Here is a 24,889-nt window from a genome sequence, read left to right as displayed (position 1 = left end):
CGCTCCGTATCGGGGCGGCCACAGTGTTCGCGCTGTGCATCCGGCCGGGCGGCGTGCGTGCCAGTTCCTGCGCAGCGCCGCCGTCAACGGGGCGTCGCATAGCCGCTGTATAAAGGGCGGACATGCAAGAGCTCTCCACCGACGCGCCAAGCAAGTCCGGCGCGCGTCCTCCCACCCGTTTCACCTACCTGCTGTTGCTGGCGCTGTACCTGGCCCAGGGCCTGCCGGTAGGCTTTGTCACGCAGGCGCTGCCCGTCATCCTGCGTGAGCAGCAGGCCTCGCTGGTGCTGATCGGCTGGAGCGGGGTGCTGCTCATGCCCTGGGGGCTCAAGTTCCTCTGGGCCCCGTTGCAGGACCGCTATTACTGGCCGCGCATCGGCCTGGGCCGCAGCTGGATCCTGCCGACGCAAGGCGTGGCGCTGCTGTGTGTGGCGGGGCTGGCGCTGCTGGAGCCGTCCCTGCTGCGCGATCCGCAGATGGCCGTGCTGTTCGCCTCGCTGCTGATGCTGCTCGCCTTCGCCGGCGCCACGCAGGACGTGTCCACCGACGGCCTGGCCGTGCGCCTGCTGGCAGCGGGCGAGCGCAGCATGGGCAACGCGATCCAGGTCACGGGCTCGCGCATGGGACTGATCCTGGGGGGCGGCGGCGCGCTGCTGCTGCTCGACATGGCGCCCTGGCGCACCGTGATGCTGGGTATGGCGGGGCTGATCCTGCTGACCACCGTGCCGGTCTGGCTGCTGCGCGAGCCGGCCTGGCGGCGCGCGCGCAAGAACCAGGACGTAGCCGGTGCGGGCACTGTCCGCCACGATGCGGAGCTGAAGCGCGCGCTGTTGCCTGCGGGCGAGATGGTGGAGCAGACCGCGCTACCCGCAGAGCTGCAGCAAGCCGATGAAGTGGCTTGCGCTGCCCCCGTACAGGGCCTGCTCCCGCGCATCCGCCATTTCCTGCGCACCGAATTCGGCTACTTCCTCTCGTCTCCGGAACTGCGCGCCTGGCTCGGCGTGCTGCTGGTCTACAAGCTGTGCGATGCCTTCACCAGCGGCATGGTCAAGCCCATGCTGGTGGACATGGGCTACAGCAAGAGCCAGATCGGCACCATGGTGGTGATGCTGGGTTCCGGTGCGTCACTGCTGGGGGCCGTGGCCGGCCATGCGGTGCTGCGGCGGGTCTCGCGGATGCGGGCGCTGCTGGGTTTCAATGCCCTGCAGGCCCTCACCACGGGCTGCTACGCACTCATCGCGCTGTTGTTTTCGGGCAAGGTGTCTGCGGCGGATGGCCTTACAGCCTTCGACATGCTGGTGTACGGCATCAATGCGCTGGAACATTTCACTGCCGGCATGGCGCTGGTGGGCGTCCTCACCACGGTGATGGACTATTGCCGTCTCCGCAACGGCGGCAGCGATTTCACTTTGCAGGTCAGCATCATGTCCACGGTGAGCGGCGTGGCGCACTGGCTGTCGGGCTATGCGGCCGAGGCACTGGGCTATCTGGGATACTTCAGCGCGGGGATGGTGCTGGGGTTGCTGCTGCTGGGGCCGCTGGTGCGCTGGGGGCGGCTGCAGCGGCAGACGCATCCGGCCTAGTGGCCGAGCGGTTGGCACGTTGCGGCCGCATCCGGCCTGGCGGCCGACCGGGTGGCACGTTGCACGCGGATCAATGCCAGCAGGGCGTGCAGCTGGGGAGAGCCGTCGTCGGCGCGGTAGATGCAACTCAGGTCGATCTGGGCATGCGGGGCGTCAGACAAGGGGCGGTACACCGTGTTGCGCAGCGCAATGGCCCGGGTGACGGATTCGGGCACCAGCGTCACCCCGAAACCATGCGCCACCAGTGCCATGCCGGTGACCGTGTCACCGATCTCCTGCGCAACCGCGATGTCCAGGCCCCTGTCGCCAAAGATCCGGATCACGCGATCCACGAAATTGGGCCGGCCGGCATTGGGAAAGAGAACGAAAGGCTGGGTGGCCAGTTGTTCCAGGCTCAGGCTGTCCTCGGCGGCCAGGGGATGGCCGGCAGGCAGCACGGCCCAGAGCGGCTCCAGGGTGACCAGCTCCTGCGCCAGATCCGGCAACACCGGCATCATGCGGTTGAATCCGGCCGAGATGCGCCGCTGCCGCAGGGCGTCGATCTGTTCCTCGCGGTGCATGGTGTGCAGCACCACGTTCAGTCCCGGCAGCGAAGCACGCAGCTTTTGCAGCAAGGCCGGAATGGCGTCGTAGATGCCGGAACCGAACACCCCGATGTCGAGGCGCCCGAGCCGCCCCTGCCCGACACGCTGCACGCGGTCGATGCCGGCGGACACCATCATGCTGATGTTGGCTGCCTCGGTCCGGAACACTTCCCCGGCCTGCGTCAGCTCCATGCCGCGCGGCGTGCGCACAAACAGCTGGACCTGCAACTCGTCTTCGATTTGCCGGATCTGCCGCGTGAGCGGAGGCTGGGAGATGCACAGCCTGCGCGCAGCGCGCCCCATGTGGAGCTCATCGGCAACGGCCAGAAAATACTTGATGTGACGCAGGTCCATCCGGCAAGTTTAGAGCGGGAACACCGCCTTGACCCACACCGAGTTACCCTGCGTGTGGTTCCTGGCCGCGATTTCCTTCTCCCACTTCAGCGTGGCGAACCAGGCATTGCGGTGGTCTGATACCTATTCGGTATCAAGAGGGGTGTTCAGAGTGACAAAAAGGTCCGTGCCAGCGGGATCGGCACGGCATCCTAGGGTTTGTCTGAGGGGGTGGCTGGCAGGCGGCGTTGCGGTTGACCAACAATGCGGTGCGGTGCGGTGCGCTCAGCGCACGCTGCTGTCCTGCAATGCCGGCCCGTCGAGTGCATCCAGATGCCGGGTGTCGCCCCAGCCGATCAGCGTCAGGCCATCGGGCGTCCACAGCAGACGGTTGATGGCGCAGTTGGGCAGGTACCAGGTGCGTGCCGCCTGCAGGCCCAGGCGCGCTGCGGAGCGGTACAGCACATCCAGCACGCCACCGTGGCTGACGATGGCCACATGCTCGCCGTTGTGCTGGCGGCCGATGTCGTTCACGGTCTGCACGATGCGATCGCGCAGTTGCGCCAGCGATTCTCCTCCGCCGGGCGGCGCCCAGTTCGGGTCGCGTTTGCGCCAGCGCAGGGATTCTTCGGGGAAATGCACCTCGAAGTCGATGAAGGTCTTGCCCTCGATGTGTCCGAAATGGCGCTCGCGCAGTTGCGGTGTGGTGATCACCTTGGCATCGTGGCTGGCCGCGATGATGCGACCGGTCTCCTCGGCGCGCTGCAGATCGCTGCTGTAGACGGCATGGATCGGACTGTCGGTGAGGGCCTCGGCCAGGGCCCTGGCCTGCTGCCGTCCGGTGTCATTCAGGGGAATGTCGGTATGCCCCTGGATGCGGCGTTCGGCATTCCAGGCCGTTTCGCCGTGGCGGATGATCAGCAGACGGGTGGCGGCGGCAATCGACATGCCGCAATTATCGCCGCGCCGGATGCATTTTCAGAATCGGAAAACAGTTTTGCGCGCACGGCAGAGGGCGCGTGCAACACTTGCACGGCGCGTGCGTAGAGGGTGCGCAGGCTCAGTCCTTGCGTGCCAGCGGAATGCTGTCGATGGCAATCGACGCCAGCGGCGGCGCAAACTCTTCCTCGTCAAACGCCTTGTCGCCGTCCGCATCGGGGATGCCGGTGGTCTGCAGATCGCGGAAGTTGTGCAGCTTGCGGTCCAGCAGATGGCTGGGCACCACGTTCTGCAGCGCCTGCAGAATCATCTCGGTGCGGCCGGGGTGGGTCTTTTCCCATTCCTTGAGCATGTTGCTCACCTGCTTGCGCTGCAGGTGCTCCTGGCTGCCGCACAGATTGCACGGGATGATGGGATACTGCATGTGCTCGGCCCAGCGCGCCGTGTCAGCCTCTTTCACATAGGCCAGCGGGCGGATCACCATGAATTCGCCGTTGTCGCTCACCAGCTTGGGCGGCATGCTTTTCAGCTTGGCGCCGAAGAACATGTTGAGGAAGAAGGTGGCCACGATGTCGTCGCGGTGGTGGCCCAGCGCAATCTTGTTGCAGCCCAGACGGCGCGCCACCGTGTACAGAATGCCGCGGCGCAGGCGCGAGCACAGGCTGCACATGGTCTTGCCTTCGGGGATCTTGCTCTTGACGATGCTGTAGGTGTCCTGCGTCTCGATGTGGAAGGGCACGCCCAGGCCTTCCAGGTAGGCGGGCAGAATCTCGGGCGGAAAGCCCGGCTGCTTCTGGTCCAGGTTCACCGCCACGATGTCGAAGTGGATCGGCGCGCGCTTCTGCAGCTTGAGCAGCACGTCCAGCAGCGTGAAGCTGTCCTTGCCGCCGCTCACGCACACCATCACCTTGTCGCCTTCCTCGATCATGTTGAAGTCGACAATCGCCTGGCCGGTGAGGCGGCACAGGCGCTTGTCGAGCTTGTTCATCTCGCGCTGCAGACGCGCTTCGGCAGAATCCTTGGCGGGGCGGGCATGGGTGTCGGTGGGCTGCTCTTCGGCCAGCTCGGAGGCAAAAATATCGGACATGGCGGGTGTGGGATAGGGGGCGCAAAGAGGGATGCGGCAAGGCGGCCGCTGCGCCAAGCCCGCGATTTTAAACGCTGGGGCGGTTCATGGATAGCAATGGCCTTGCCATTCCTCGGCCTTGCGGGCGAAGGGATAGGCAGCGATGTGCCCGCCTGGTCACGTTCTTCGGGTCCGTGACGCTGCATCCGTGTGGCTCTGCCGGCACGAGGCACGACCGGGCCGGGACGCAGCACCTCGTCAGTGTATTCCCGATGGGGATAGGGCAGCGCCGGCTTCATGGTGTCATACTGTGCGCTACTGACTGCGATACCCCTGCAGTTTCCATTCCATAACAGGAGCGACCTCCATGAAAGGCAATCCCGAAGTCATCGCCTACCTCAACCAGTTGCTGGCCGGCGAACTGGCCGCACGCGACCAGTATTTCATCCATTCCCGCATGTACCACGAGTGGGGCTACAGCCGCCTGCATGCGCGCATCGCACACGAAATGGAAGACGAAACCGGCCATGCCAGCGCGCTCATCGAACGCATCCTCATGCTGGAAGGCACGCCGGCCATGGTGCCAACGGCGCTGAAAATCGGTGCGGATGTGCCTGCCATGCTGCAATGCGATCTGGAAGTGGAACTGGAAGTGCGCGAGGCACTCAAGCAGGGCATTGCGCTGTGCGAGCAGCATCAGGATTACGTCAGCCGCGAAATGCTGGTCGAGCAGCTCAAGGACACGGAAGAAGACCATGCCCACTGGCTGGAGCAGCAGCTCTGGCTGATCCAGCAGATCGGCCTGCAGAACTATCTGCAGAGCCAGACCGGTGAAGGAGCCAGCACATGAAAGGCCATCCCGACGTCCTGCGCCAGCTCAATGCCGTGCTGGGCGATTCGCTCATCGCCATCAACCAGTATTTCCTGCATGCACGCATGCTGAAGAACTGGGGGCTGGACGAGCTGGGCGAACACATCTACCACCAGTCCATCGAGGAAATGAAGCTGTCCGACAAGCTGGTGCAGCGCATCTTCCTGCTGGAAGGTCTGCCCAACCTGCAGGATCTGGGCAAGCTGCTGATCGGTGAAGACGCGCCGGAAATCCTCGCCTGCGACCTGCGGCTGGAGCGGCAGAAGCACACCACGCTGGTGCAGGCCATCGCGCTGTGCGAGCAGCAGCAGGACTATGTCTCGCGTGACCTGCTGGTCGAACTCAAGGACGAGAACGAAGACCACATCGACTGGCTCGAAACCCAGCACGACCTGATCGGCAGCATGGGGCTGCCGAACTACCTGCAGAGCCAGATGGACGATTGAGCCCCCGGACCGAACCCTGCACAAGGCCGCCAGACAGCGGCCTTGTGCTTGCCTGAAGAGCGGCCTGCATGTGTTGCGTGAACAAGACCCTGCGCGTCATAGGGATTGATAATAAAAACAATTATCAATTAATATGCCGGCATCGTAGTCCACTTTTCAGCAGGGAAGTCCAGAATGATTGTCTGTGTATGCCAGCGCATTTCCGATCGCGAAATCGCACGCCATGCCCATACCGGCATGAGTTTCGACGAGATCCAGCTCGAACTGGGGGTTGCCACGCAATGCGGCAACTGCGAATGCTATGCGCGCGATGTAGTGGCTCAATGCCAAACCAGCGGCCAGATGGCCGCGTTGCGCAAGGAAGAGGCTGCCGGTTCGGTCGTGGCGGCGCAAGCGCTCAGCGCTTGATCCGGAACACTTCCACACCCACGGCGTCACAGTCCGGATAGACGTCCGGCTTCTCGGTGGACACACGCACGGCCTGCACCTTGGGGTGCTCCAGCAGGGTGTTGGCCACGTCATCGCACAGGGTTTCCTGCAGCTCGATATGCCCGGCGTTCACACGCGCGGCAATGGTGCGGCGAATGAAATCGTAGTCCACCACCTCATGGATACGGTCTGCCTTGGGGGTGGACTGGCTCAGCAGCACATACATGTCCACATTCACGCGCACGCGCTGCGGGCCCAGCTTTTCGAAATCATGCACGCCGATGTTGATGTGCACCTCGTAATTGCGCAGGAACAGGCGGCGGCAGGACAGGGCGAGGGCTTCGTTCCAGTGGGTCGAAGATGTGATGGCGGTCATGTTGTTGTTTTGGGTGGCAGGTGTTGTCGCAATAGCTCGTCCACCACAAACATGATGTCGCGCGGCAGCGGAACCAGATGCTGCCCATTATCCACGCAGACCGTGCTGCCGGTGATGGAAGCGTTACTGGCCAGAAACAGGCAGGTGCGCGCCACATCGCGCGGATCGACCGGGCGACGCAGCAGGTTGGCGTGACTGGCGGCGGCGAAGTTGGCGTCGGTCTGCGGGCCGCTCACCAGCATCAGGCCCGGCGCCACGCCGCACACGCGCACGCGCGGGGCCAGCGCCTGCGCTTGCAGTTCCACCGCGCGCTCCAGCGCCAGCTTGCTGACGGTGTAGCTGAAGTAATCCGGATTGAGGTTGTAGACCTTCTGGTCCAGGATATGAATCGCCACGCAGCTGCCGGGACCGGCATCGCTGGCGTGTTGCTGTGCCATCAGGCGCGTCAGGTCCATGGGCGCCATCAGGTTCACGCCGAGCTGGCGGCCGGCCTGGGCTTCGTCAAACTCCATGGCACAGTCGGGCTCGAACAGCGAGGCATTGTTGATCAGTGCCTGCAGGGGGCCGAACGTGGCGGCCTGCTCCATCAGCGTGCGGCGCTGTGCGGCATCACCCAGATCGGCCTGCAGTAAGTCAATGCGATGGCCGGCCGCCTGCAGGCGCTGCTGCAGGGCCTGGGCGGCATCGAGGCTGCGCTGGTAGTGGCACAGCACATGCCAGCCGGCTCCGGCAAACACCTCGCACAGTTCGGCGCCGAGGCGATGGGCGCCGCCGGTGATCAGGACGGTGGGGGCAGGGGATGTATCAGTCATGGTGGCTTGATAGGCGGCACTTCAGCGGCAAGGGACGACGGGGAAACAGCGGCATTCGGTGGTAGATTGCGCGCATGCAAACCACTCCTGCCTCTCCGTCCACCCCCGCCTCCGACAATGCCGCACTGCAGGCGATCATACGTGCTGAAGTGACCCGGAACGGCGGCTGGCTGCCCTTCGACCGTTTCATGCATCTGGCGCTGTACGCGCCGGGGCTGGGTTACTACGCGCATGGCAGCACCAAGCTCGGGCATCTGCCGGCGGATGGCAGCGATTTTGTCACGGCGCCGGAAATCAGTCCGCTTTACGGGCACACGCTGGCCGTACAGGTGGCCGAGGCGCTGGCGCGCACCGGCACGCAGGAAGTCTGGGAATTTGGTGCCGGCAGCGGCGCGCTGGCCGAGCAGGTGCTCGATGCCTTGCAACAGCAGGGCGTGGCGCTGCGCCGCTACACCATCGTCGATGTCTCCGGCAGCCTGCGCGCGCGGCAGCAGGAGCGGCTGGCGCGCTTTGGCGACGTGGTGCAATGGGCGGCGCAACTGCCCGATGCGATCGAAGGGGTGATTCTGGGCAACGAGGTGCTGGACGCCATGCCGGTGCAGTTGCTGGTGCGCAAGGGCGGCGTATGGCATGAGCGCGGCGTAATGTGGGACGAAACGGAGCAGGGCTGGGCCTGGGAAGACCGCCCGACCGACCTGCGCCCCCCGCTCGACATTGTGGGCGAACACGACTACCTCACCGAAATCCACCCGCAGGCCGAAGCCTTCATCGGCACCATCGGCCGCCATTTACGGCGCGGCGCGGCCTTCTTCATCGACTACGGCTTTGGCGAAGGCGAGTACTATCACCCGCAGCGCCACATGGGTACCCTGATGTGCCACCAGCTGCACCAGGCCGACGACAACCCCCTGCTGGCCGTGGGCGACAAGGACATCACCGCCCACGTCAACTTCACCGGCATCGCCGTGGCCGCGCAGGATGCCAGGCTGGAGATCCTCGGCTACACCACCCAGGGCTGGTTCCTGCTCAACTGCGGCCTGGCCGAGCGCATGGCGCAGAGCAGCCTGGCCGAGCGCGCGCTGGCGCAGAAGCTGGTGATGGAGCACGAGATGGGGGAGTTCTTCAAGGTGCTGGGGGTGTGCAAGGGGGAGCCGTGGGAGGCCATCGGGTTTGCGCGGGGGGATCGGATGCGGATGCTGTGAATGTGTCGCGCATTTCAGGAATTTTTTGCATGACAGAGCCGGTCGCCCACAGGGGATAGATGCAAAAGTAGCCCGTTTCACACAAAACGTACCCCAATTTTGAGGGGTAAATAGTGCACATTCATGGTTGGATGCAGGCCAACGACCACATTCCCTCAGGAAATGTTCAGTAAATTCAATCGCTTGGGAATTTCGTGCTCGTTCAGTATCGCGTGAAATCCGTGAATTTTTTCACCGATTTGTACGAACTTTCAAGGGTATTTGAAATACCCTGCAAAAAACGCTTGCTGCATGCAACAATACTTTTCACATGCCCACGGAGCAAAGTTGTGGCTATGTCTGTTTATTAATAAAAATACGCGGTGAAACCGCGAGAGCAGTCACGGCAGCGACTTCGTTGGGATGAAACAGTAAACTCCGGACCGGCGCGTATGCGTTTGATGACGGCTTGATGCCGGTTCGGCTAGCCCACAAGAGGGAACGATCCCGGGAGGAGTCACGCATGAGCCGTATCTACACGTCTTTCCAGAGGGGCACGCAAGTTGCCCTGTTTTCAGCATGCGTTGTGATGGCGTCAGGCTGCGCTACCAGCGGCGGAGACGCCCATCCGCGCGAGTTCACCAGCGGCAAGGTGAACACGAGCGTGGACGCCAACGCAGCCAGCGCCGTCTTCCTGCGCCAGCAGGGGGCAGTGCCCGGCCAGGCCGTCAACATCTTCATCAACGGCGAATACCTCACCTCGCTCACCCCCGGCGGCTTCCAGCAAGGCCCGGCCTGCGTCGGCTCCAACCGCCTCACGGCCAGCTACACCGACGTGAGCACGCGCTACCTGGAGAAGGAACGCCAGGGCCAGAGCTTCGCCACCCCGGCAGGCCAGGTCAGCTACTTCCAGGTAGTGGGCGATGCAGCCGGCAAGCCCGTGCTGCAGCAACTGGACGCCACGGCCGGCCAGGCCCTGGCCGAGCAGCTCAAGCAGCAGGGCCACACGCTGCCGCGCGTGCAACTGAAGTGCGCCGTGCCGCTCAAGACCTACACGCTGCAGGCCTCGGCCCTGTTCCCGTTCGACAAGTCCGACTACGCCAGCATGCTGCCGCAGGGCAAGGAAGAGATCCGCAAGGTGGCGCAGGACATTGCCGCGAGCAAGGCCCAGGTGGACCGCATCGAAGTGGTCGGCCACACGGATCCTGAGGGCAGCGACATGTACAACCAGGCGCTCTCGCAGCGCCGGGCCGACACGGTGCGCATGGCCCTGTCGCAGAGCCAGCTGCCAAGCAGCCAGATCGTGGCGCATGGCCGCGGCGAGAAGCAGCTGCTGGTGAGCGACTGCCGTGCACGCTTCCCGCGTGATGCGAAGCAGCGCATGGCCTGCGACCAGCCCAACCGCCGGGTGGAAATCACCCTGTACGGCACGCAACAGGCTGCCCAGCCTGCGGCGAACTGATGGCAGCGGGGCAGTGCGCCCCGCTCCAGCGCAAGACCGAGAGACGGGTCCCATCCGACTGAATCAGAACCTGGCGGTGCGCCACAGCAGCAGGCACCGCCCCCAACTCTCCCGCAGCCCAACGCAATGAGTCGCTGCAGGGGGAACAAGGAAAGATCATGAGCCTGAAGAACATCACCATCAACATCAACAGTGCCAGCGAAACCGTGCAGAGCCTGCGCATTGCAGGGGGCGAAGGCGGAGCGGGAGCGAAGGGCCAGGGCGTGCGCATCAAGGCGCTGGCCAACGTGAAGTACCACTTCACGGACGAGGCCACGGGCTATGGCCCGGAGAACATGGCGACCAAGCGCGTGGGCAAGAACCTGCACATCGCGTTCGAGGGTGGCGACGTGAACCAGCCGGACCTGGTGATCGAGGACTACTACAAGGACAACGGCGAGATCGGCTACGGCGAAGGCAGTGACAACCTGCTGGTGGGCACGCACGAGAACGGCAATGTGTACCCGTATGTGCCGGAGAGTTCGGTGAGCACGGATGCGGTGAGCATGCTGGCCGATGGGGTGCAGGCCGGGCAGGCGCTGGGCACGAGCGTGGCGCCGGTGCCGCTGTGGTGGCTGCCGCTGCTGCTGATTCCGGCACTGGCGGCTGGGGGGGGGGATGGGGGTACGACTCCGCCTCCGGTTCCGCCGACGATCGACATTCCGGACCTGAACGGCGCTGCTCCCGGACAGAACACCGTGCGCGAAGACAAGACGGTGGAAGGTCACTTCACGATCAAGGCGCCCGAGGGGCTGACCAGCATCGTGGTGGCAGGCACGACGGTGACCAAGGCCCAGCTCGAGGCGCTGGGCACTTCGCCGGTCACTGTGGCGACCAGCCAGGGCGACATCAAGCTGACCGGCTACGTCCCGGCAACCGGCAAGATCACCTACCTGTACGACCCGGCCGGCCTGAGCAAGGACCACTCGGCGGGTGATGACAAGGTGCTCGACACGATCACGCTTCAGGTGATCGATGGCAAGGGTGGCAGCGTGAGCGGCGACCTGGTGGTGCAGATCACGGATACGGAGCCTCAGGCACACCCGGACGCGGTCCAGCTTGCCAAGGACGCCGCCAGCATTTCCGGCAACGTTGTGGAAGGCGGCCTGCCGGGCGAGCAGGCGGATGAGAAGAACCCCGACGCGCCGGTGCAGGTGGTGAGCGTGACGGACAAGGACGGCAATGCGGTTGCGGTTCCTGCCGACGGCACGGTTGTGGTGCAGGGCAAGTATGGCGAACTGACGATCGGCGAGGATGGTGCCTATACCTACACGCGCACGCCGGGCACGGCAGGTGGCAAGGATGACGTGTTCACGTACACGATCAAGGATGCGGACGGGGACCTGTCGTTTACGACGCTGACGATCAGCATTGGCAACACGCCGCCGGTGGTGGGTGATCCGAGTGTTCCGAACTCGGGGGATGTGACGCTGACGGTGGACGAGAAGGGTCTGGCGCCGCGCACGGGCGAGCCGGGCGGGTCGGGCGAGATGGCCGACAACATTGGCGACAACGACAGCGACAAGAGCGAAGCGACGACGGGCTCGGTGGTGTTCACGAGCAAGGACGGCGTGGGCTCGGTGATGCTGGGCACGGTGACGCTGGGCATGGGTATGGCCGCTGAGAAGGTGGTGCAGGATGACGCAACGGGCACGCTGAAGGCGTACTACGTGTTTGATGCAGCGACCGGTACGGGCACGGTGCACTACAGCTACGTGCTCAAGGACAACTTTGCGCACACGGCCGGCAGCGGGATGAACACGCACAACCTGCCGGAGCTGACGCTGACGGTGAAGGATGCGGACGGTCAGGCGGCCACGGGCACGGTGAAGGTGACGATCGTGGACGATGTGCCGACGGCCAAGGCCGACGTGGACAGCGTGGCGGTGGGCCAGACGGGCCCGGCCACGGGCAACGTGCTCACGGGTATGGATGCGACTGGAGGTGACGACAACACCACCGATGGTGTGGCGGACGTACCTGGTGCAGACGGAGGCGTGCAGGTGGTTGGCGTAGCCAAGGGCGACACGAAGGTGGCGCTGGACGATACGACGACGGTGTCCAAGGAGATCGCTGGAGAGTACGGCAAGCTGACGATCGGCGAGGATGGTGCCTATACCTACACGCGCACGCCGGGCACGGCAGGTGGCAAGGATGACGTGTTCACGTACACGATCAAGGATGCGGACGGGGACCTGTCGTTTACGACGCTGACGATCAGCATTGGCAACACGCCGCCGGTGGTGGGTGATCCGAGTGTTCCGAACTCGGGGGATGTGACGCTGACGGTGGACGAGAAGGGTCTGGCGCCGCGCACGGGCGAGCCGGGCGGGTCGGGCGAGATGGCCGACAACATTGGCGACAACGACAGCGACAAGAGCGAAGCGACGACGGGCTCGGTGGTGTTCACGAGCAAGGACGGCGTGGGCTCGGTGATGCTGGGCACGGTGACGCTGGGCATGGGTATGGCCGCTGAGAAGGTGGTGCAGGATGACGCAACGGGCACGCTGAAGGCGTACTACGTGTTTGATGCAGCGACCGGTACGGGCACGGTGCACTACAGCTACGTGCTCAAGGACAACTTTGCGCACACGGCCGGCAGCGGGATGAACACGCACAACCTGCCGGAGCTGACGCTGACGGTGAAGGATGCGGACGGTCAGGCGGCCACGGGCACGGTGAAGGTGACGATCGTGGACGATGTGCCGACGGCCAAGGCCGACGTGGACAGCGTGGCGGTGGGCCAGACGGGCCCGGCCACGGGCAACGTGCTCACGGGTATGGATGCGACTGGAGGTGACGACAACACCACCGATGGTGTGGCGGACGTACCTGGTGCAGACGGAGGCGTGCAGGTGGTTGGCGTAGCCAAGGGCGACACGAAGGTGGCGCTGGACGATACGACGACGGTGTCCAAGGAGATCGCTGGAGAGTACGGCAAGCTGACGATCGGCGAGGATGGTGCCTATACCTACACGCGCACGCCGGGCACGGCAGGTGGCAAGGATGACGTGTTCACGTACACGATCAAGGATGCGGACGGGGACCTGTCGTTTACGACGCTGACGATCAGCATTGGCAACACGCCGCCGGTGGTGGGTGATCCGAGTGTTCCGAACTCGGGGGATGTGACGCTGACGGTGGACGAGAAGGGTCTGGCGCCGCGCACGGGCGAGCCGGGCGGGTCGGGCGAGATGGCCGACAACATTGGCGACAACGACAGCGACAAGAGCGAAGCGACGACGGGCTCGGTGGTGTTCACGAGCAAGGACGGCGTGGGCTCGGTGATGCTGGGCACGGTGACGCTGGGCATGGGTATGGCCGCTGAGAAGGTGGTGCAGGATGACGCAACGGGCACGCTGAAGGCGTACTACGTGTTTGATGCAGCGACCGGTACGGGCACGGTGCACTACAGCTACGTGCTCAAGGACAACTTTGCGCACACGGCCGGCAGCGGGATGAACACGCACAACCTGCCGGAGCTGACGCTGACGGTGAAGGATGCGGACGGTCAGGCGGCCACGGGCACGGTGAAGGTGACGATCGTGGACGATGTGCCGACGGCCAAGGCCGACGTGGACAGCGTGGCGGTGGGCCAGACGGGCCCGGCCACGGGCAACGTGCTCACGGGTATGGATGCGACTGGAGGTGACGACAACACCACCGATGGTGTGGCGGACGTACCTGGTGCAGACGGAGGCGTGCAGGTGGTTGGCGTAGCCAAGGGCGACACGAAGGTGGCGCTGGACGATACGACGACGGTGTCCAAGGAGATCGCTGGAGAGTACGGCAAGCTGACGATCGGCGAGGATGGTGCCTATACCTACACGCGCACGCCGGGCACGGCAGGTGGCAAGGATGACGTGTTCACGTACACGATCAAGGATGCGGACGGGGACCTGTCGTTTACGACGCTGACGATCAGCATTGGCAACACGCCGCCGGTGGTGGGTGATCCGAGTGTTCCGAACTCGGGGGATGTGACGCTGACGGTGGACGAGAAGGGTCTGGCGCCGCGCACGGGCGAGCCGGGCGGGTCGGGCGAGATGGCCGACAACATTGGCGACAACGACAGCGACAAGAGCGAAGCGACGACGGGCTCGGTGGTGTTCACGAGCAAGGACGGCGTGGGCTCGGTGATGCTGGGCACGGTGACGCTGGGCATGGGTATGGCCGCTGAGAAGGTGGTGCAGGATGACGCAACGGGCACGCTGAAGGCGTACTACGTGTTTGATGCAGCGACCGGTACGGGCACGGTGCACTACAGCTACGTGCTCAAGGACAACTTTGCGCACACGGCCGGCAGCGGGATGAACACGCACAACCTGCCGGAGCTGACGCTGACGGTGAAGGATGCGGACGGTCAGGCGGCCACGGGCACGGTGAAGGTGACGATCGTGGACGATGTGCCGACGGCCAAGGCCGACGTGGACAGCGTGGCGGTGGGCCAGACGGGCCCGGCCACGGGCAACGTGCTCACGGGTATGGATGCGACTGGAGGTGACGACAACACCACCGATGGTGTGGCGGACGTACCTGGTGCAGACGGAGGCGTGCAGGTGGTTGGCGTAGCCAAGGGCGACACGAAGGTGGCGCTGGACGATACGACGACGGTGTCCAAGGAGATCGCTGGAGAGTACGGCAAGCTGACGATCGGCGAGGATGGTGCCTATACCTACACGCGCACGCCGGGCACGGCAGGTGGCAAGGATGACGTGTTCACGTACACGATCAAGGATGCGGACGGGGACCTGTCGTTTACGACGCTGACGATCAGCATTGGCAACACGCCGCCGGTGGTGGGTGATCCGAGTGTTCCGAACTCGGGGGATGTGACGCTGACGGTGGACGAGAAGGGTCTGGCGCCGCGCACGGGCGAGCCGGGCGGGTCGGGCGAGATGGCCGACAACATTGGCGACAACGACAGCGACAAGAGCGAAGCGACGACGGGCTCGGTGGTGTTCACGAGCAAGGACGGCGTGGGCTCGGTGATGCTGGGCACGGTGACGCTGGGCATGGGTATGGCCGCTGAGAAGGTGGTGCAGGATGACGCAACGGGCACGCTGAAGGCGTACTACGTGTTTGATGCAGCGACCGGTACGGGCACGGTGCACTACAGCTACGTGCTCAAGGACAACTTTGCGCACACGGCCGGCAGCGGGATGAACACGCACAACCTGCCGGAGCTGACGCTGACGGTGAAGGATGCGGACGGTCAGGCGGCCACGGGCACGGTGAAGGTGACGATCGTGGACGATGTGCCGACGGCCAAGGCCGACGTGGACAGCGTGGCGGTGGGCCAGACGGGCCCGGCCACGGGCAACGTGCTCACGGGTATGGATGCGACTGGAGGTGACGACAACACCACCGATGGTGTGGCGGACGTACCTGGTGCAGACGGAGGCGTGCAGGTGGTTGGCGTAGCCAAGGGCGACACGAAGGTGGCGCTGGACGATACGACGACGGTGTCCAAGGAGATCGCTGGAGAGTACGGCAAGCTGACGATCGGCGAGGATGGTGCCTATACCTACACGCGCACGCCGGGCACGGCAGGTGGCAAGGATGACGTGTTCACGTACACGATCAAGGATGCGGACGGGGACCTGTCGTTTACGACGCTGACGATCAGCATTGGCAACACGCCGCCGGTGGTGGGTGATCCGAGTGTTCCGAACTCGGGGGATGTGACGCTGACGGTGGACGAGAAGGGTCTGGCGCCGCGCACGGGCGAGCCGGGCGGGTCGGGCGAGATGGCCGACAACATTGGCGACAACGACAGCGACAAGAGCGAAGCGACGACGGGCTCGGTGGTGTTCACGAGCAAGGACGGCGTGGGCTCGGTGATGCTGGGCACGGTGACGCTGGGCATGGGTATGGCCGCTGAGAAGGTGGTGCAGGATGACGCAACGGGCACGCTGAAGGCGTACTACGTGTTTGATGCAGCGACCGGTACGGGCACGGTGCACTACAGCTACGTGCTCAAGGACAACTTTGCGCACACGGCCGGCAGCGGGATGAACACGCACAACCTGCCGGAGCTGACGCTGACGGTGAAGGATGCGGACGGTCAGGCGGCCACGGGCACGGTGAAGGTGACGATCGTGGACGATGTTCCGTTTGCCACTCCGGTGTACGAAACGGTTGGTGTAGCCAACAAGTTCTATGCGAACGTGATGATCAGTCTGGATGTATCCGGAAGTATGACTGATAGTGTGAAGATCACCAATCCGAATGGCTCAATAGAATGGGTTACAAGGCTTGAGGCTTCAAAGCGGGCGATCAAGTTCATGCTGGATCAATACCAGTCCAACCTTGACAGCACGATAGCCAATGGCGGCGAAGGAGAGGTGAAAGTCAGTCTGTCGACTTTTGCGGGCTCCGCCACGCAACGTTCCGCCGGGTGGATTACGCTTGCTGAGGCCAAGGCTTTTATTGACAGCTATGGTGCGGCAGGATCCACCAATTATGACGCCGCATTGCAGGAACTGATCGACTCCTTCAGCCAGACGCATGACGCGCTTGGGAATGTCTACGGGCAGCCGGTCGATGTGTCCAAGGATCCTGTCAATATTTCCTATATGCTCACGGACGGTGAGCCGACCGCATCGAATGGTGGCCAAGTCGGCATCAGCCCAGGTAATTTCCCCGGCTTTGTCGCTGGTGGTAATACCGATGTGGGGCAAGCTGATTGGGAAGCATTCCTCCGTGGCGATCTTTCCATTGCTGCTGGCCGGAAGACCATTTCCTATGCCATTGGCATGGGAAGCGGCGTAAGCGCCAATGCGCTTAATCCCATTGCCTACAACGGGGTTACCGGGCAGGATGATAACTCCCTGGTAAAAATCGTCAGCGACATGAATGATCTGGCGTCCGTGCTGGCTGCAACGACACCGGTGCCGCAGGGGGTCGACAGCAGCCTGCTCAAGGGCTATCTGCCGGGAGCCGGGTTTGGTGCAGACGGTGGCTATGTGACCAAAGTGGTGGTCAACGGACAAACCTATATCTGGAATGGCACTACCATGAGTGGCTCCGGCGGGACCTGGTCCAGCCCGAGTACCGGAGTGCTGAAAGTGCTGGGTACTTCTGGCGGTTGGCTGACGCTGACAATGGCGCAAGGCGGAGAATCAGGAGACTTCTCCTTTGAGCCTCCCAAGACAGTGCTGAACCATGATCCGGAGGTCGTGAGCTTCGTCTTTATCGACAAGGATGGAGATACCGCAGCGAGCAACCTGGTGATCGATCTTTCGGCATTGCCCATAGCGGGAGCGACCTATTCAGGTACGCTGCTTGACAATACCAAGACGGGTACCAGCGGGGTCGACATCATGGATGGTCAGGCCGGGAACGATATCCTCAGTGGCGGTGCAGGCAACGATATCCTGTATGGAGGATTGGGCAACGATACCCTCAATGGGGATGCCGGCAATGACAAGCTCTATGGCGGTCTTGGCAACGATAGCCTGAACGGCGGTAACGGTGATGACTACCTGGTCGGCGGTCAGGGCAATGACACGCTGACCGGAGGAGGCGGTGCCGACAAGTTTGTTTTCGCAGCCCCCTTGCATTCCACGAACAACCTGGATACCGTGGTCGACTTCAGTTCGGCGGAGGGTGACAAGCTGGTTCTCAGTGCCTTGTTCTTTGAGGGGCTGAAGGCAGGTGACCCTGTCAAGCTGGTCGTGAATGGGCCGGCAACTGATGGCAGTCCAACTGTGCTCTACAACAGCAATACGGGCATGTTGTCCTACGATGCAGACGGTAACGGTGCTGGAGCCGCCGTGGACTTTGCCAAGCTGCAGAACCTGGCACCGTTGAACAGTGGCGACTTTGTAGTGATCTGATCCTTGGCATTCCACGGCTAGCCGGCGGCCTGCAGCCGTCGGGATCAGCGTCTCTCGGCGGCAGGGCCTGCGGTGCACAGGCCCCACCCACCTGCACGGTTGCACCTTCAAGGCGGCATCCACCCATCATGGGCGGATGCCGCTTTTTCCTTTCTGCCTTCCAGAATTCCTTCGTGGGGCGCATGTATGTCAAGCACCTGCAACGCCTGTCACATAACCGGCCATCATGACGTCTGGCAACGCTTGAATATTTCGCTTACATATCTTCGGGTTTTCCGCCTGTCAGAGAGAAGCGGGATGCATCAACATAAAAACGTTACATTGGAAACCATGTGTACGGCCAACACATGGCTGGCGTGGTCTTCAGTTCCAAATATGCGAGCACGAATCCGGAGTTTTGTGAATTAGTTAACGTAGAAGAACTATTCCGTTCAACCATGATTTTTTCAGCCTTTGTCCCAATGCAAGAGGAGAGTCAAATGAATAGGTTTGTACTATCAAAGAGCGTGGTTCTGCTCGTTGCAGGAGCTACGGCATTGACTGTCACAGGCTGCGCCACCAGCGGCGGAGACGCCCATCCGCGCGAGTTCACCAGCGGCAAGGTCAACACCAGCGTGAACGCCAACGCAGCCAGCGCCGTCTTCCTGCGCCAGCAGGGGGCAGTGCCCGGCCAGGCCGTCAACATCTTCATCAACCGCGAATACCTCACCTCGCTCACCCCCGGCGGCTTCCAGCAAGGCCCGGCCTGCGTCGGCTCCAACCGCCTCACGGCCAGCTACACCGACGTGAGCACGCGCTACCTGGAGAAGGAACGCCAGGGCCAGAGCTTCGCCACCCCGGCAGGCCAGGTCAGCTACTTCCAGGTAGTGGGCGATGCAGCCGGCAAGCCCGTGCTGCAGCAACTGGACGCCACGGCCGGCCAGGCCCTGGCCGAGCAGCTCAAGCAGCAGGGCCACACGCTGCCGCGCGTGCAACTGAAGTGCGCCGTGCCGCTCAAGACCTACACGCTGCAGGCCTCGGCCCTGTTCCCGTTCGACAAGTCCGACTACGCCAGCATGCTGCCGCAGGGCAAGGAAGAGATCCGCAAGGTGGCGCAGGACATTGCCGCGAGCAAGGCCCAGGTGGACCGCATCGAAGTGGTCGGCCACACGGATCCTGAGGGCAGCGACATGTACAACCAGGCGCTCTCGCAGCGCCGGGCCGACACGGTGCGCATGGCCCTGTCGCAGAGCCAGCTGCCAAGCAGCCAGATCGTGGCGCATGGCCGCGGCGAGAAGCAGCTGCTGGTGAGCGACTGCCGTGCACGCTTCCCGCGTGATGCGAAGCAGCGCATGGCCTGCGACCAGCCCAACCGCCGGGTGGAAATCACCCTGTACGGCACGCAACAGGCTGCCCAGCCTGCGGTGAACTGATGGCAGCGGGGCAGTGCGCCCCGCTCCAGCGCAAGACCGAGAGACGGGTCCCATCCGACTGAATCAGAACCTGGCGGTGCGCCACAGCAGCAGGCACCGCCCCCAACTCTCCCGCAGCCCAACGCAATGAGTCGCTGCAGGGGGAACAAGGAAAGATCATGAGCCTGAAGAACATCACCATCAACATCAACAGTGCCAGCGAAACCGTGCAGAGCCTGCGCATTGCAGGGGGCGAAGGCGGAGCGGGAGCGAAGGGCCAGGGCGTGCGCATCAAGGCGCTGGCCAACGTGAAGTACCACTTCACGGACGAGGCCACGGGCTATGGCCCGGAGAACATGGCGACCAAGCGCGTGGGCAAGAACCTGCACATCGCGTTCGAGGGTGGCGACGTGAACCAGCCGGACCTGGTGATCGAGGACTACTACAAGGACAACGGCGAGATCGGCTACGGCGAAGGCAGTGACAACCTGCTGGTGGGCACGCACGAGAACGGCAATGTGTACCCGTATGTGCCGGAGAGTTCGGTGAGCACGGATGCGGTGAGCATGCTGGCCGATGGGGTGCAGGCCGGGCAGGCGCTGGGCACGAGCGTGGCGCCGGTGCCGCTGTGGTGGCTGCCGCTGCTGCTGATTCCGGCACTGGCGGCTGGGGGGGGGGATGGGGGTACGACTCCGCCTCCGGTTCCGCCGACGATCGACATTCCGGACCTGAACGGCGCTGCTCCCGGACAGAACACCGTGCGCGAAGACAAGACGGTGGAAGGTCACTTCACGATCAAGGCGCCCGAGGGGCTGACCAGCATCGTGGTGGCAGGCACGACGGTGACCAAGGCCCAGCTCGAGGCGCTGGGCACTTCGCCGGTCACTGTGGCGACCAGCCAGGGCGACATCAAGCTGACCGGCTACGTCCCGGCAACCGGCAAGATCACCTACCTGTACGACCCGGCCGGCCTGAGCAAGGACCACTCGGCGGGTGATGACAAGGTGCTCGACACGATCACGCTTCAGGTGATCGATGGCAAGGGTGGCAGCGTGAGCGGCGACCTGGTGGTGCAGATCACGGATACGGAGCCTCAGGCACACCCGGACGCGGTCCAGCTTGCCAAGGACGCCGCCAGCATTTCCGGCAACGTTGTGGAAGGCGGCCTGCCGGGCGAGCAGGCGGATGAGAAGAACCCCGACGCGCCGGTGCAGGTGGTGAGCGTGACGGACAAGGACGGCAATGCGGTTGCGGTTCCTGCCGACGGCACGGTTGTGGTGCAGGGCAAGTATGGCGAACTGACGATCGGCAAGGATGGTGCGTACACCTACACGCGCACGCCGGGCTCGGCGGGTGGTCAGGACGACGTGTTTACGTACACGATCAAGGACGGCGATGGTGACGAGAAGTCGACGACGTTGACGATCAAGATTGGCAACTCGACGCCGACGGTGGGCGAAGAGGAGCCCAATCCGGATGATCCGAACGGAACGCCGATCTACGTGATTGCGGATGGACAGGTAAACGAAGCGGGCCTGCCGGCGCGCACGGACGAGCCTGCGGGTTCGGATGCGGACAGCGACAGCGAAACGACCACGAGCCAGTTCATCTTTGCCAGCGCCGACGGCCTTGCGGCGGTGACGCTGGGAGGCAAGGCTGTGGCCGAGGGTACGGACTTTGCGGCAGATCCGCTGGTGGAAGATGACACCGGCAAGCTGTGGGCGTACTACACGTATGACAAGGCCACGGGCCAGGGCGTGGTGCACTACAAGTACACGCTCAAGGACAACACGCTGACGGATCCGTCGTCGGTGGACTTTGCGGTGAAGGTAATGGACCAGGATGGCCAGTCGGCGAGCAACACGCTGAAAGTGGTGATTGTGGACGATGTGCCGACGGCCAAGCCCGACACTGCCACACTGACCGAAGACCAAACCATCACCAATGGTTCCGTGTACACCAACGATGTTTTCGGTGCAGATGGCAAGGACGCTGCAGGCGGCGTTGTAGGGGTGAAAACCGGGTCGGACACCAGCACGCCTGCTACAGGCAACGTTGGTACCAGTTTGAAGGGCACCTATGGCACCCTGAAATTGGATGCCAATGGAACGTATACGTACACCCCAGACGCCGAAGCGCAGAAACTGAATAACGGGGATTCCAGAACCGACGAGTTCGTCTACACCATCAAGGATGGTGATGGCGACTTGTCCACGACCACCTTGGTTATTACGGTGAGAGGTGTCGACGATCCGCCTACAGACTTCGTGCCGTTGAAGTCAGTCACTGTCTCCGAGGAGGGGTTGCCTGGTGGTATCAAGGACAATGTGGGTGTGCCGTCGGATACGACGAATGAAGTGAAAGTCACGGTCACTGACGGCATCAAGTTCAAGGATGTCGACAACGTTGCAGCCGACTTCAAGGTATTCTTCACGGAGCCGACTGGTGTCTACAAGTCCGACAACGTCGAAATCGTTTGGGATATCAGCGTTCCCAATCAGATCACCGGGCGTGCAGGAAGCGCGACTGGTCCGGAGGTCATCGTCATCAAGGTTGGCACCATCACTGCCGACAGCAGTGTTGCCAATGGCTTCAAGGCCGACTATACGGTCGAGCTGAAAAAGGCCATCGATCACTCTGGCGAGGGCGTCGAGGACGTGAGCGATCTTGTGTTTGGCCTGAAGGTCTCTGACGGCCAGCACGAAAGTGCCTTGCAGTCACTTACGGTCACGGTTGAGGATGACAGTCCGTTTGCCACTCCGGTGTACGAAACGGTTGGTGTAGCCAACAAGTTCTATGCGAACGTGATGATCAGTCTGGACGTATCCGGAAGTATGGCTGATATTGTGAAGATCACCAATCCGAATGGCTCAATAGAATCGGTTACAAGGCTTGAGGCTTCAAAGCGGGCGATCAAGTTCATGCTGGATCAATACCAGTCCAACCTTGACAGCACGATAGCCAATGGCGGCGAAGGAGAGGTGAAAGTCAGTCTGTCGACTTTTGCGGGCTCCGCCACGCAACGTTCCGCCGGGTGGATTACGCTTGCTGAGGCCAAGGCTTTTATTGACAGCTATGGTGCGGCAGGATCCACCAATTATGACGCCGCATTGCAGGAACTGATCGACTCCTTCAGCCAGACGCATGACGCGCTTGGGAATGTCTACGGGCAGCCGGTCGATGTGTCCAAGGATCCTGTCAATATTTCCTATATGCTCACGGACGGTGAGCCGACCGCATCGAATGGTGGCCAAGTCGGCATCAGCCCAGGTAATTTCCCCGGCTTTGTCGCTGGTGGTAATACCGATGTGGGGCAAGCTGATTGGGAAGCATTCCTCCGTGGCGATCTTTCCATTGCTGCTGGCCGGAAGACCATTTCCTATGCCATTGGCATGGGAAGCGGCGTAAGCGCCAATGCGCTTAATCCCATTGCCTACAACGGGGTTACCGGGCAGGATGATAACTCCCTGGTAAAAATCGTCAGCGACATGAATGATCTGGCGTCCGTGCTGGCTGCAACGACACCGGTGCCGCAGGGGGTCGACAGCAGCCTGCTCAAGGGCTATCTGCCGGGAGCCGGGTTTGGTGCAGACGGTGGCTATGTGACCAAAGTGGTGGTCAACGGACAAACCTATATCTGGAATGGCACTACCATGAGTGGCTCCGGCGGGACCTGGTCCAGCCCGAGTACCGGAGTGCTGAAAGTGCTGGGTACTTCTGGCGGTTGGCTGACGCTGACAATGGCGCAAGGCGGAGAATCAGGAGACTTCTCCTTTGAGCCTCCCAAGACAGTGCTGAACCATGATCCGGAGGTCGTGAGCTTCGTCTTTATCGACAAGGATGGAGATACCGCAGCGAGCAACCTGGTGATCGATCTTTCGGCATTGCCCATAGCGGGAGCGACCTATTCAGGTACGCTGCTTGACAATACCAAGACGGGTACCAGCGGGGTCGACATCATGGATGGTCAGGCCGGGAACGATACCCTCAGTGGCGGTGCAGGCAACGATATCCTGTATGGAGGATTGGGCAACGATACCCTCAATGGGGATGCCGGCGATGACAAGCTCTATGGCGGTCTTGGCAACGATAGCCTGAACGGCGGTGACGGTGATGACTACTTGGTCGGCGGTCAGGGCAATGACACGCTGACCGGAGGAGCCGGTGCCGACAAGTTTGTTTTCGCAGCCCCCTTGCATTCCACGAACAACCTGGATACCGTGGTCGACTTCAGTTCGGCGGAGGGTGACAAGCTGGTTCTCAGTGCCTTGTTCTTTGAGGGGCTGAAGGCAGGTGACCCTGTCAAGCTGGTCGTGAATGGGCCGGCAACTGATGGCAGTCCAACTGTGCTCTACAACAGCAATACGGGCATGTTGTCCTACGATGCAGACGGTAACGGTGCTGGAGCCGCCGTGGACTTTGCCAAGCTGCAGAACCTGGCACCGTTGAACAGTGGCGACTTTGTAGTGATCTGATCCTTGGCCTTCCACGGCTAGCCGGCGGCCTGCAGCCGTCGGGATCAGCGTCTCTCGGCGGCAGGGCCTGCGGTGCACAGGCCCCACCCACCTGCACGGTTGCACCTTCAAGGCGGCATCCACCCATCATGGGCGGATGCCGCTTTTTCCTTTCTGCCTTCCAGAATTCCTTCGTGGGGCGCATGTATGTCAAGCACCTGCAACGCCTGTCACATAACCTGAAGCGCCCCGGGTTTCGCGGAGGCCAGTTGGTTTAAGTCAGGCGGTCGCGGCCTGACCAGCGCGTTGTTGGTGATAGTTTGCCTCGAACTCGGCGGGCGGGATATTGCCCAGTGGCCCCATCAATCGATGGTGATTGAACCAAGACAACCATTCCAGCGTTGCCAGTTCGACGGCCTGCTTCGTCTTCCATGGTCCACGGCGGTGGATCACCTCGGCCTTGTATAGACCGTTGATGGTCTCGGCCAGCGCGTTGTCATAGCTGTCGCCCTTGGAGCCCACTGAGGGCTCGATACCCGCCTCGGCCAGTCGTTCGCTGTAGCGAATTGAAAGGTATTGCGAGCCCCTGTCGGAATGGTAGCGCCGCAGGTTCTGCCCGTCATTCGGCGCTTGGCGCATGGCGCGTACTGCGGCGCACTTGGTAGACCACATGCGCACGCTGCTGTAATATCTCGGTTACGCGGAGGCCACTTGTCCTCGCCGTTGGAAGTGACAGAGCCTTCGCCGCGAAACGCGACATGCAGCTGCGCGACAGCACTGAGCGCAGAAAGGGGAAGATTGTGATGCTGACCTGTTTGAGGCTGGGCGTTGCTGTTGCGGTGATCTTGAGCGCTGCAAGTCTTCCGGGGCGCGCATGGGCATGGGAATGCCTTGACTGCTCTAAGAAGTGCTGCACCACCGTAGACCTTGGCTTGTTGGGCTCGCACACCGTTTGTGAATCCACATGCCAGACGACTTGCGCTGCTGCAAATGTCGGTTGTGGCAAGATTGACCCGACCCCCCCGGGGCTTCCGCCGGGGACCATTTCACCGGTCCCGATCCCCCCGGTTGGCCTCGATCCC

14 protein-coding genes and 1 pseudogene are annotated in these 24,889 nt (G+C 62.8%); 9 read left to right on the top strand and 6 right to left on the bottom strand.

Annotated elements, in window-relative coordinates; translation table 11 throughout:
- Positions 1 to 122 precede the first annotated feature (122 nt).
- Positions 123 to 1,583: an MFS transporter gene (locus ACX36O_RS09860; protein ID WP_488359714.1), complete on the top strand. Its 1,461-nt coding sequence runs from the start codon at positions 123 to 125 to the stop codon at positions 1,581 to 1,583.
- Here ACX36O_RS09860 and ACX36O_RS09855 read toward each other — a convergent pair.
- From ACX36O_RS09855 to ttcA, 3 genes are all read right to left on the bottom strand, one after another.
- On the bottom strand, positions 1,580 to 2,521 hold the full coding sequence (locus ACX36O_RS09855) for a LysR family transcriptional regulator (protein ID WP_488359713.1): 942 nt from the start codon (positions 2,519 to 2,521) through the stop codon (positions 1,580 to 1,582). The two genes, ACX36O_RS09860 and ACX36O_RS09855, sit on opposite strands and share 4 nt — an antisense overlap.
- A gap of 264 nt (positions 2,522 to 2,785) precedes the next feature.
- Positions 2,786 to 3,448, bottom strand: a complete 663-nt coding sequence (locus ACX36O_RS09850) for a histidine phosphatase family protein (RefSeq protein WP_091813559.1) — start codon at positions 3,446 to 3,448, stop codon at positions 2,786 to 2,788.
- Positions 3,449 to 3,560: 112 nt separating this feature from the next.
- Positions 3,561 to 4,526 carry a tRNA 2-thiocytidine(32) synthetase TtcA gene (gene ttcA / locus ACX36O_RS09845; protein ID WP_488359712.1) on the bottom strand — a complete coding sequence of 322 codons (966 nt, stop codon included), beginning with the start codon at positions 4,524 to 4,526 and terminating at the stop codon, positions 3,561 to 3,563.
- A 346-nt stretch (positions 4,527 to 4,872) separates the two neighbouring features.
- Here ttcA and bfr (ACX36O_RS09840) point away from each other — a divergent pair, with 346 nt between their 5' ends.
- The 3 genes from bfr (ACX36O_RS09840) to ACX36O_RS09830 all read left to right on the top strand — a co-directional run bounded on the left by bfr (ACX36O_RS09840) (position 4,873) and on the right by ACX36O_RS09830 (position 6,230).
- Positions 4,873 to 5,355 carry a bacterioferritin gene (bfr, locus tag ACX36O_RS09840; RefSeq protein WP_091813565.1) on the top strand — a complete coding sequence of 161 codons (483 nt, stop codon included), beginning with the start codon at positions 4,873 to 4,875 and terminating at the stop codon, positions 5,353 to 5,355.
- Positions 5,352 to 5,822, top strand: a complete 471-nt coding sequence (bfr, locus tag ACX36O_RS09835; protein ID WP_091813568.1) for a bacterioferritin — start codon at positions 5,352 to 5,354, stop codon at positions 5,820 to 5,822. The genes bfr (ACX36O_RS09840) and bfr (ACX36O_RS09835) overlap by 4 nt, the downstream gene beginning before the upstream one ends.
- A 174-nt stretch (positions 5,823 to 5,996) precedes the next feature.
- Positions 5,997 to 6,230 carry a (2Fe-2S)-binding protein gene (locus ACX36O_RS09830; protein WP_091813571.1) on the top strand — a complete coding sequence of 78 codons (234 nt, stop codon included), beginning with the start codon at positions 5,997 to 5,999 and terminating at the stop codon, positions 6,228 to 6,230.
- Here the strand turns inward: ACX36O_RS09830 and ACX36O_RS09825 are convergent.
- Both ACX36O_RS09825 and ACX36O_RS09820 read right to left on the bottom strand, forming a co-directional pair.
- On the bottom strand, positions 6,220 to 6,627 hold the full coding sequence (locus ACX36O_RS09825) for a dihydroneopterin aldolase (protein ID WP_091813573.1): 408 nt from the start codon (positions 6,625 to 6,627) through the stop codon (positions 6,220 to 6,222). The two genes, ACX36O_RS09830 and ACX36O_RS09825, sit on opposite strands and share 11 nt — an antisense overlap.
- On the bottom strand, positions 6,624 to 7,439 hold the full coding sequence (locus ACX36O_RS09820; RefSeq protein ID WP_091813576.1) for an SDR family oxidoreductase: 816 nt from the start codon (positions 7,437 to 7,439) through the stop codon (positions 6,624 to 6,626). The genes ACX36O_RS09825 and ACX36O_RS09820 overlap by 4 nt, the downstream gene beginning before the upstream one ends.
- Before the next feature lie 74 nt (positions 7,440 to 7,513).
- Here ACX36O_RS09820 and ACX36O_RS09815 point away from each other — a divergent pair, with 74 nt between their 5' ends.
- The 5 genes from ACX36O_RS09815 (at position 7,514) to ACX36O_RS09795 (ending at position 23,828) form a co-directional block, all read left to right on the top strand.
- Positions 7,514 to 8,641: a class I SAM-dependent methyltransferase gene (locus ACX36O_RS09815; RefSeq protein WP_488359711.1), complete on the top strand. Its 1,128-nt coding sequence runs from the start codon at positions 7,514 to 7,516 to the stop codon at positions 8,639 to 8,641.
- Between the two features lie 568 nt (positions 8,642 to 9,209).
- Complete coding sequence (locus tag ACX36O_RS09810; protein ID WP_488359710.1) at positions 9,210 to 10,082, top strand: OmpA family protein; 873 nt, start codon at positions 9,210 to 9,212, stop codon at positions 10,080 to 10,082.
- Between the two features lie 158 nt (positions 10,083 to 10,240).
- Positions 10,241 to 17,962 (top strand): cadherin-like domain-containing protein, encoded by a 7,722-nt coding sequence (locus tag ACX36O_RS09805; protein WP_488359709.1) that lies wholly within the window; start codon positions 10,241 to 10,243, stop codon positions 17,960 to 17,962.
- 536 nt (positions 17,963 to 18,498) lie between these two features.
- Entirely contained in the window at positions 18,499 to 19,374 is an 876-nt protein-coding gene (locus tag ACX36O_RS09800) for an OmpA family protein (RefSeq protein WP_488359708.1), read from the top strand.
- A gap of 158 nt (positions 19,375 to 19,532) precedes the next feature.
- Entirely contained in the window at positions 19,533 to 23,828 is a 4,296-nt protein-coding gene (locus ACX36O_RS09795) for a cadherin-like domain-containing protein (RefSeq protein ID WP_488359707.1), read from the top strand.
- 258 nt (positions 23,829 to 24,086) lie between these two features.
- Here ACX36O_RS09795 and ACX36O_RS09790 read toward each other — a convergent pair.
- Positions 24,087 to 24,407, bottom strand: a pseudogene (locus ACX36O_RS09790) (integrase core domain-containing protein); the annotation flags it as partial.
- Positions 24,408 to 24,889 lie beyond the last annotated feature (482 nt).

The sequence above is a fragment of the Brachymonas sp. KE5 genome (assembly GCF_057773645.1).
This window is presented reverse-complemented; position numbering and strand designations above follow the sequence as displayed.

Bases quoted from the DNA above. Each gene is read 5' to 3' on its own strand.
- ACX36O_RS09860 (WP_488359714.1), top strand. From the start codon at position 123: ATGCAAGAGCTCTCCACCGACGCGCCAAGCAAGTCCGGCGCGCGTCCT.
- ACX36O_RS09855 (WP_488359713.1), bottom strand. From the start codon at position 2,521: ATGGACCTGCGTCACATCAAGTATTTTCTGGCCGTTGCCGATGAGCTC.
- ACX36O_RS09850 (WP_091813559.1), bottom strand. From the start codon at position 3,448: ATGTCGATTGCCGCCGCCACCCGTCTGCTGATCATCCGCCACGGCGAA.
- ttcA (WP_488359712.1), bottom strand. From the start codon at position 4,526: ATGTCCGATATTTTTGCCTCCGAGCTGGCCGAAGAGCAGCCCACCGAC.
- bfr (WP_091813565.1), top strand. From the start codon at position 4,873: ATGAAAGGCAATCCCGAAGTCATCGCCTACCTCAACCAGTTGCTGGCC.
- bfr (WP_091813568.1), top strand. From the start codon at position 5,352: ATGAAAGGCCATCCCGACGTCCTGCGCCAGCTCAATGCCGTGCTGGGC.
- ACX36O_RS09830 (WP_091813571.1), top strand. From the start codon at position 5,997: ATGATTGTCTGTGTATGCCAGCGCATTTCCGATCGCGAAATCGCACGC.
- ACX36O_RS09825 (WP_091813573.1), bottom strand. From the start codon at position 6,627: ATGACCGCCATCACATCTTCGACCCACTGGAACGAAGCCCTCGCCCTG.
- ACX36O_RS09820 (WP_091813576.1), bottom strand. From the start codon at position 7,439: ATGACTGATACATCCCCTGCCCCCACCGTCCTGATCACCGGCGGCGCC.
- ACX36O_RS09815 (WP_488359711.1), top strand. From the start codon at position 7,514: ATGCAAACCACTCCTGCCTCTCCGTCCACCCCCGCCTCCGACAATGCC.
- ACX36O_RS09810 (WP_488359710.1), top strand. From the start codon at position 9,210: ATGGCGTCAGGCTGCGCTACCAGCGGCGGAGACGCCCATCCGCGCGAG.
- ACX36O_RS09805 (WP_488359709.1), top strand. From the start codon at position 10,241: ATGAGCCTGAAGAACATCACCATCAACATCAACAGTGCCAGCGAAACC.
- ACX36O_RS09795 (WP_488359707.1), top strand. From the start codon at position 19,533: ATGAGCCTGAAGAACATCACCATCAACATCAACAGTGCCAGCGAAACC.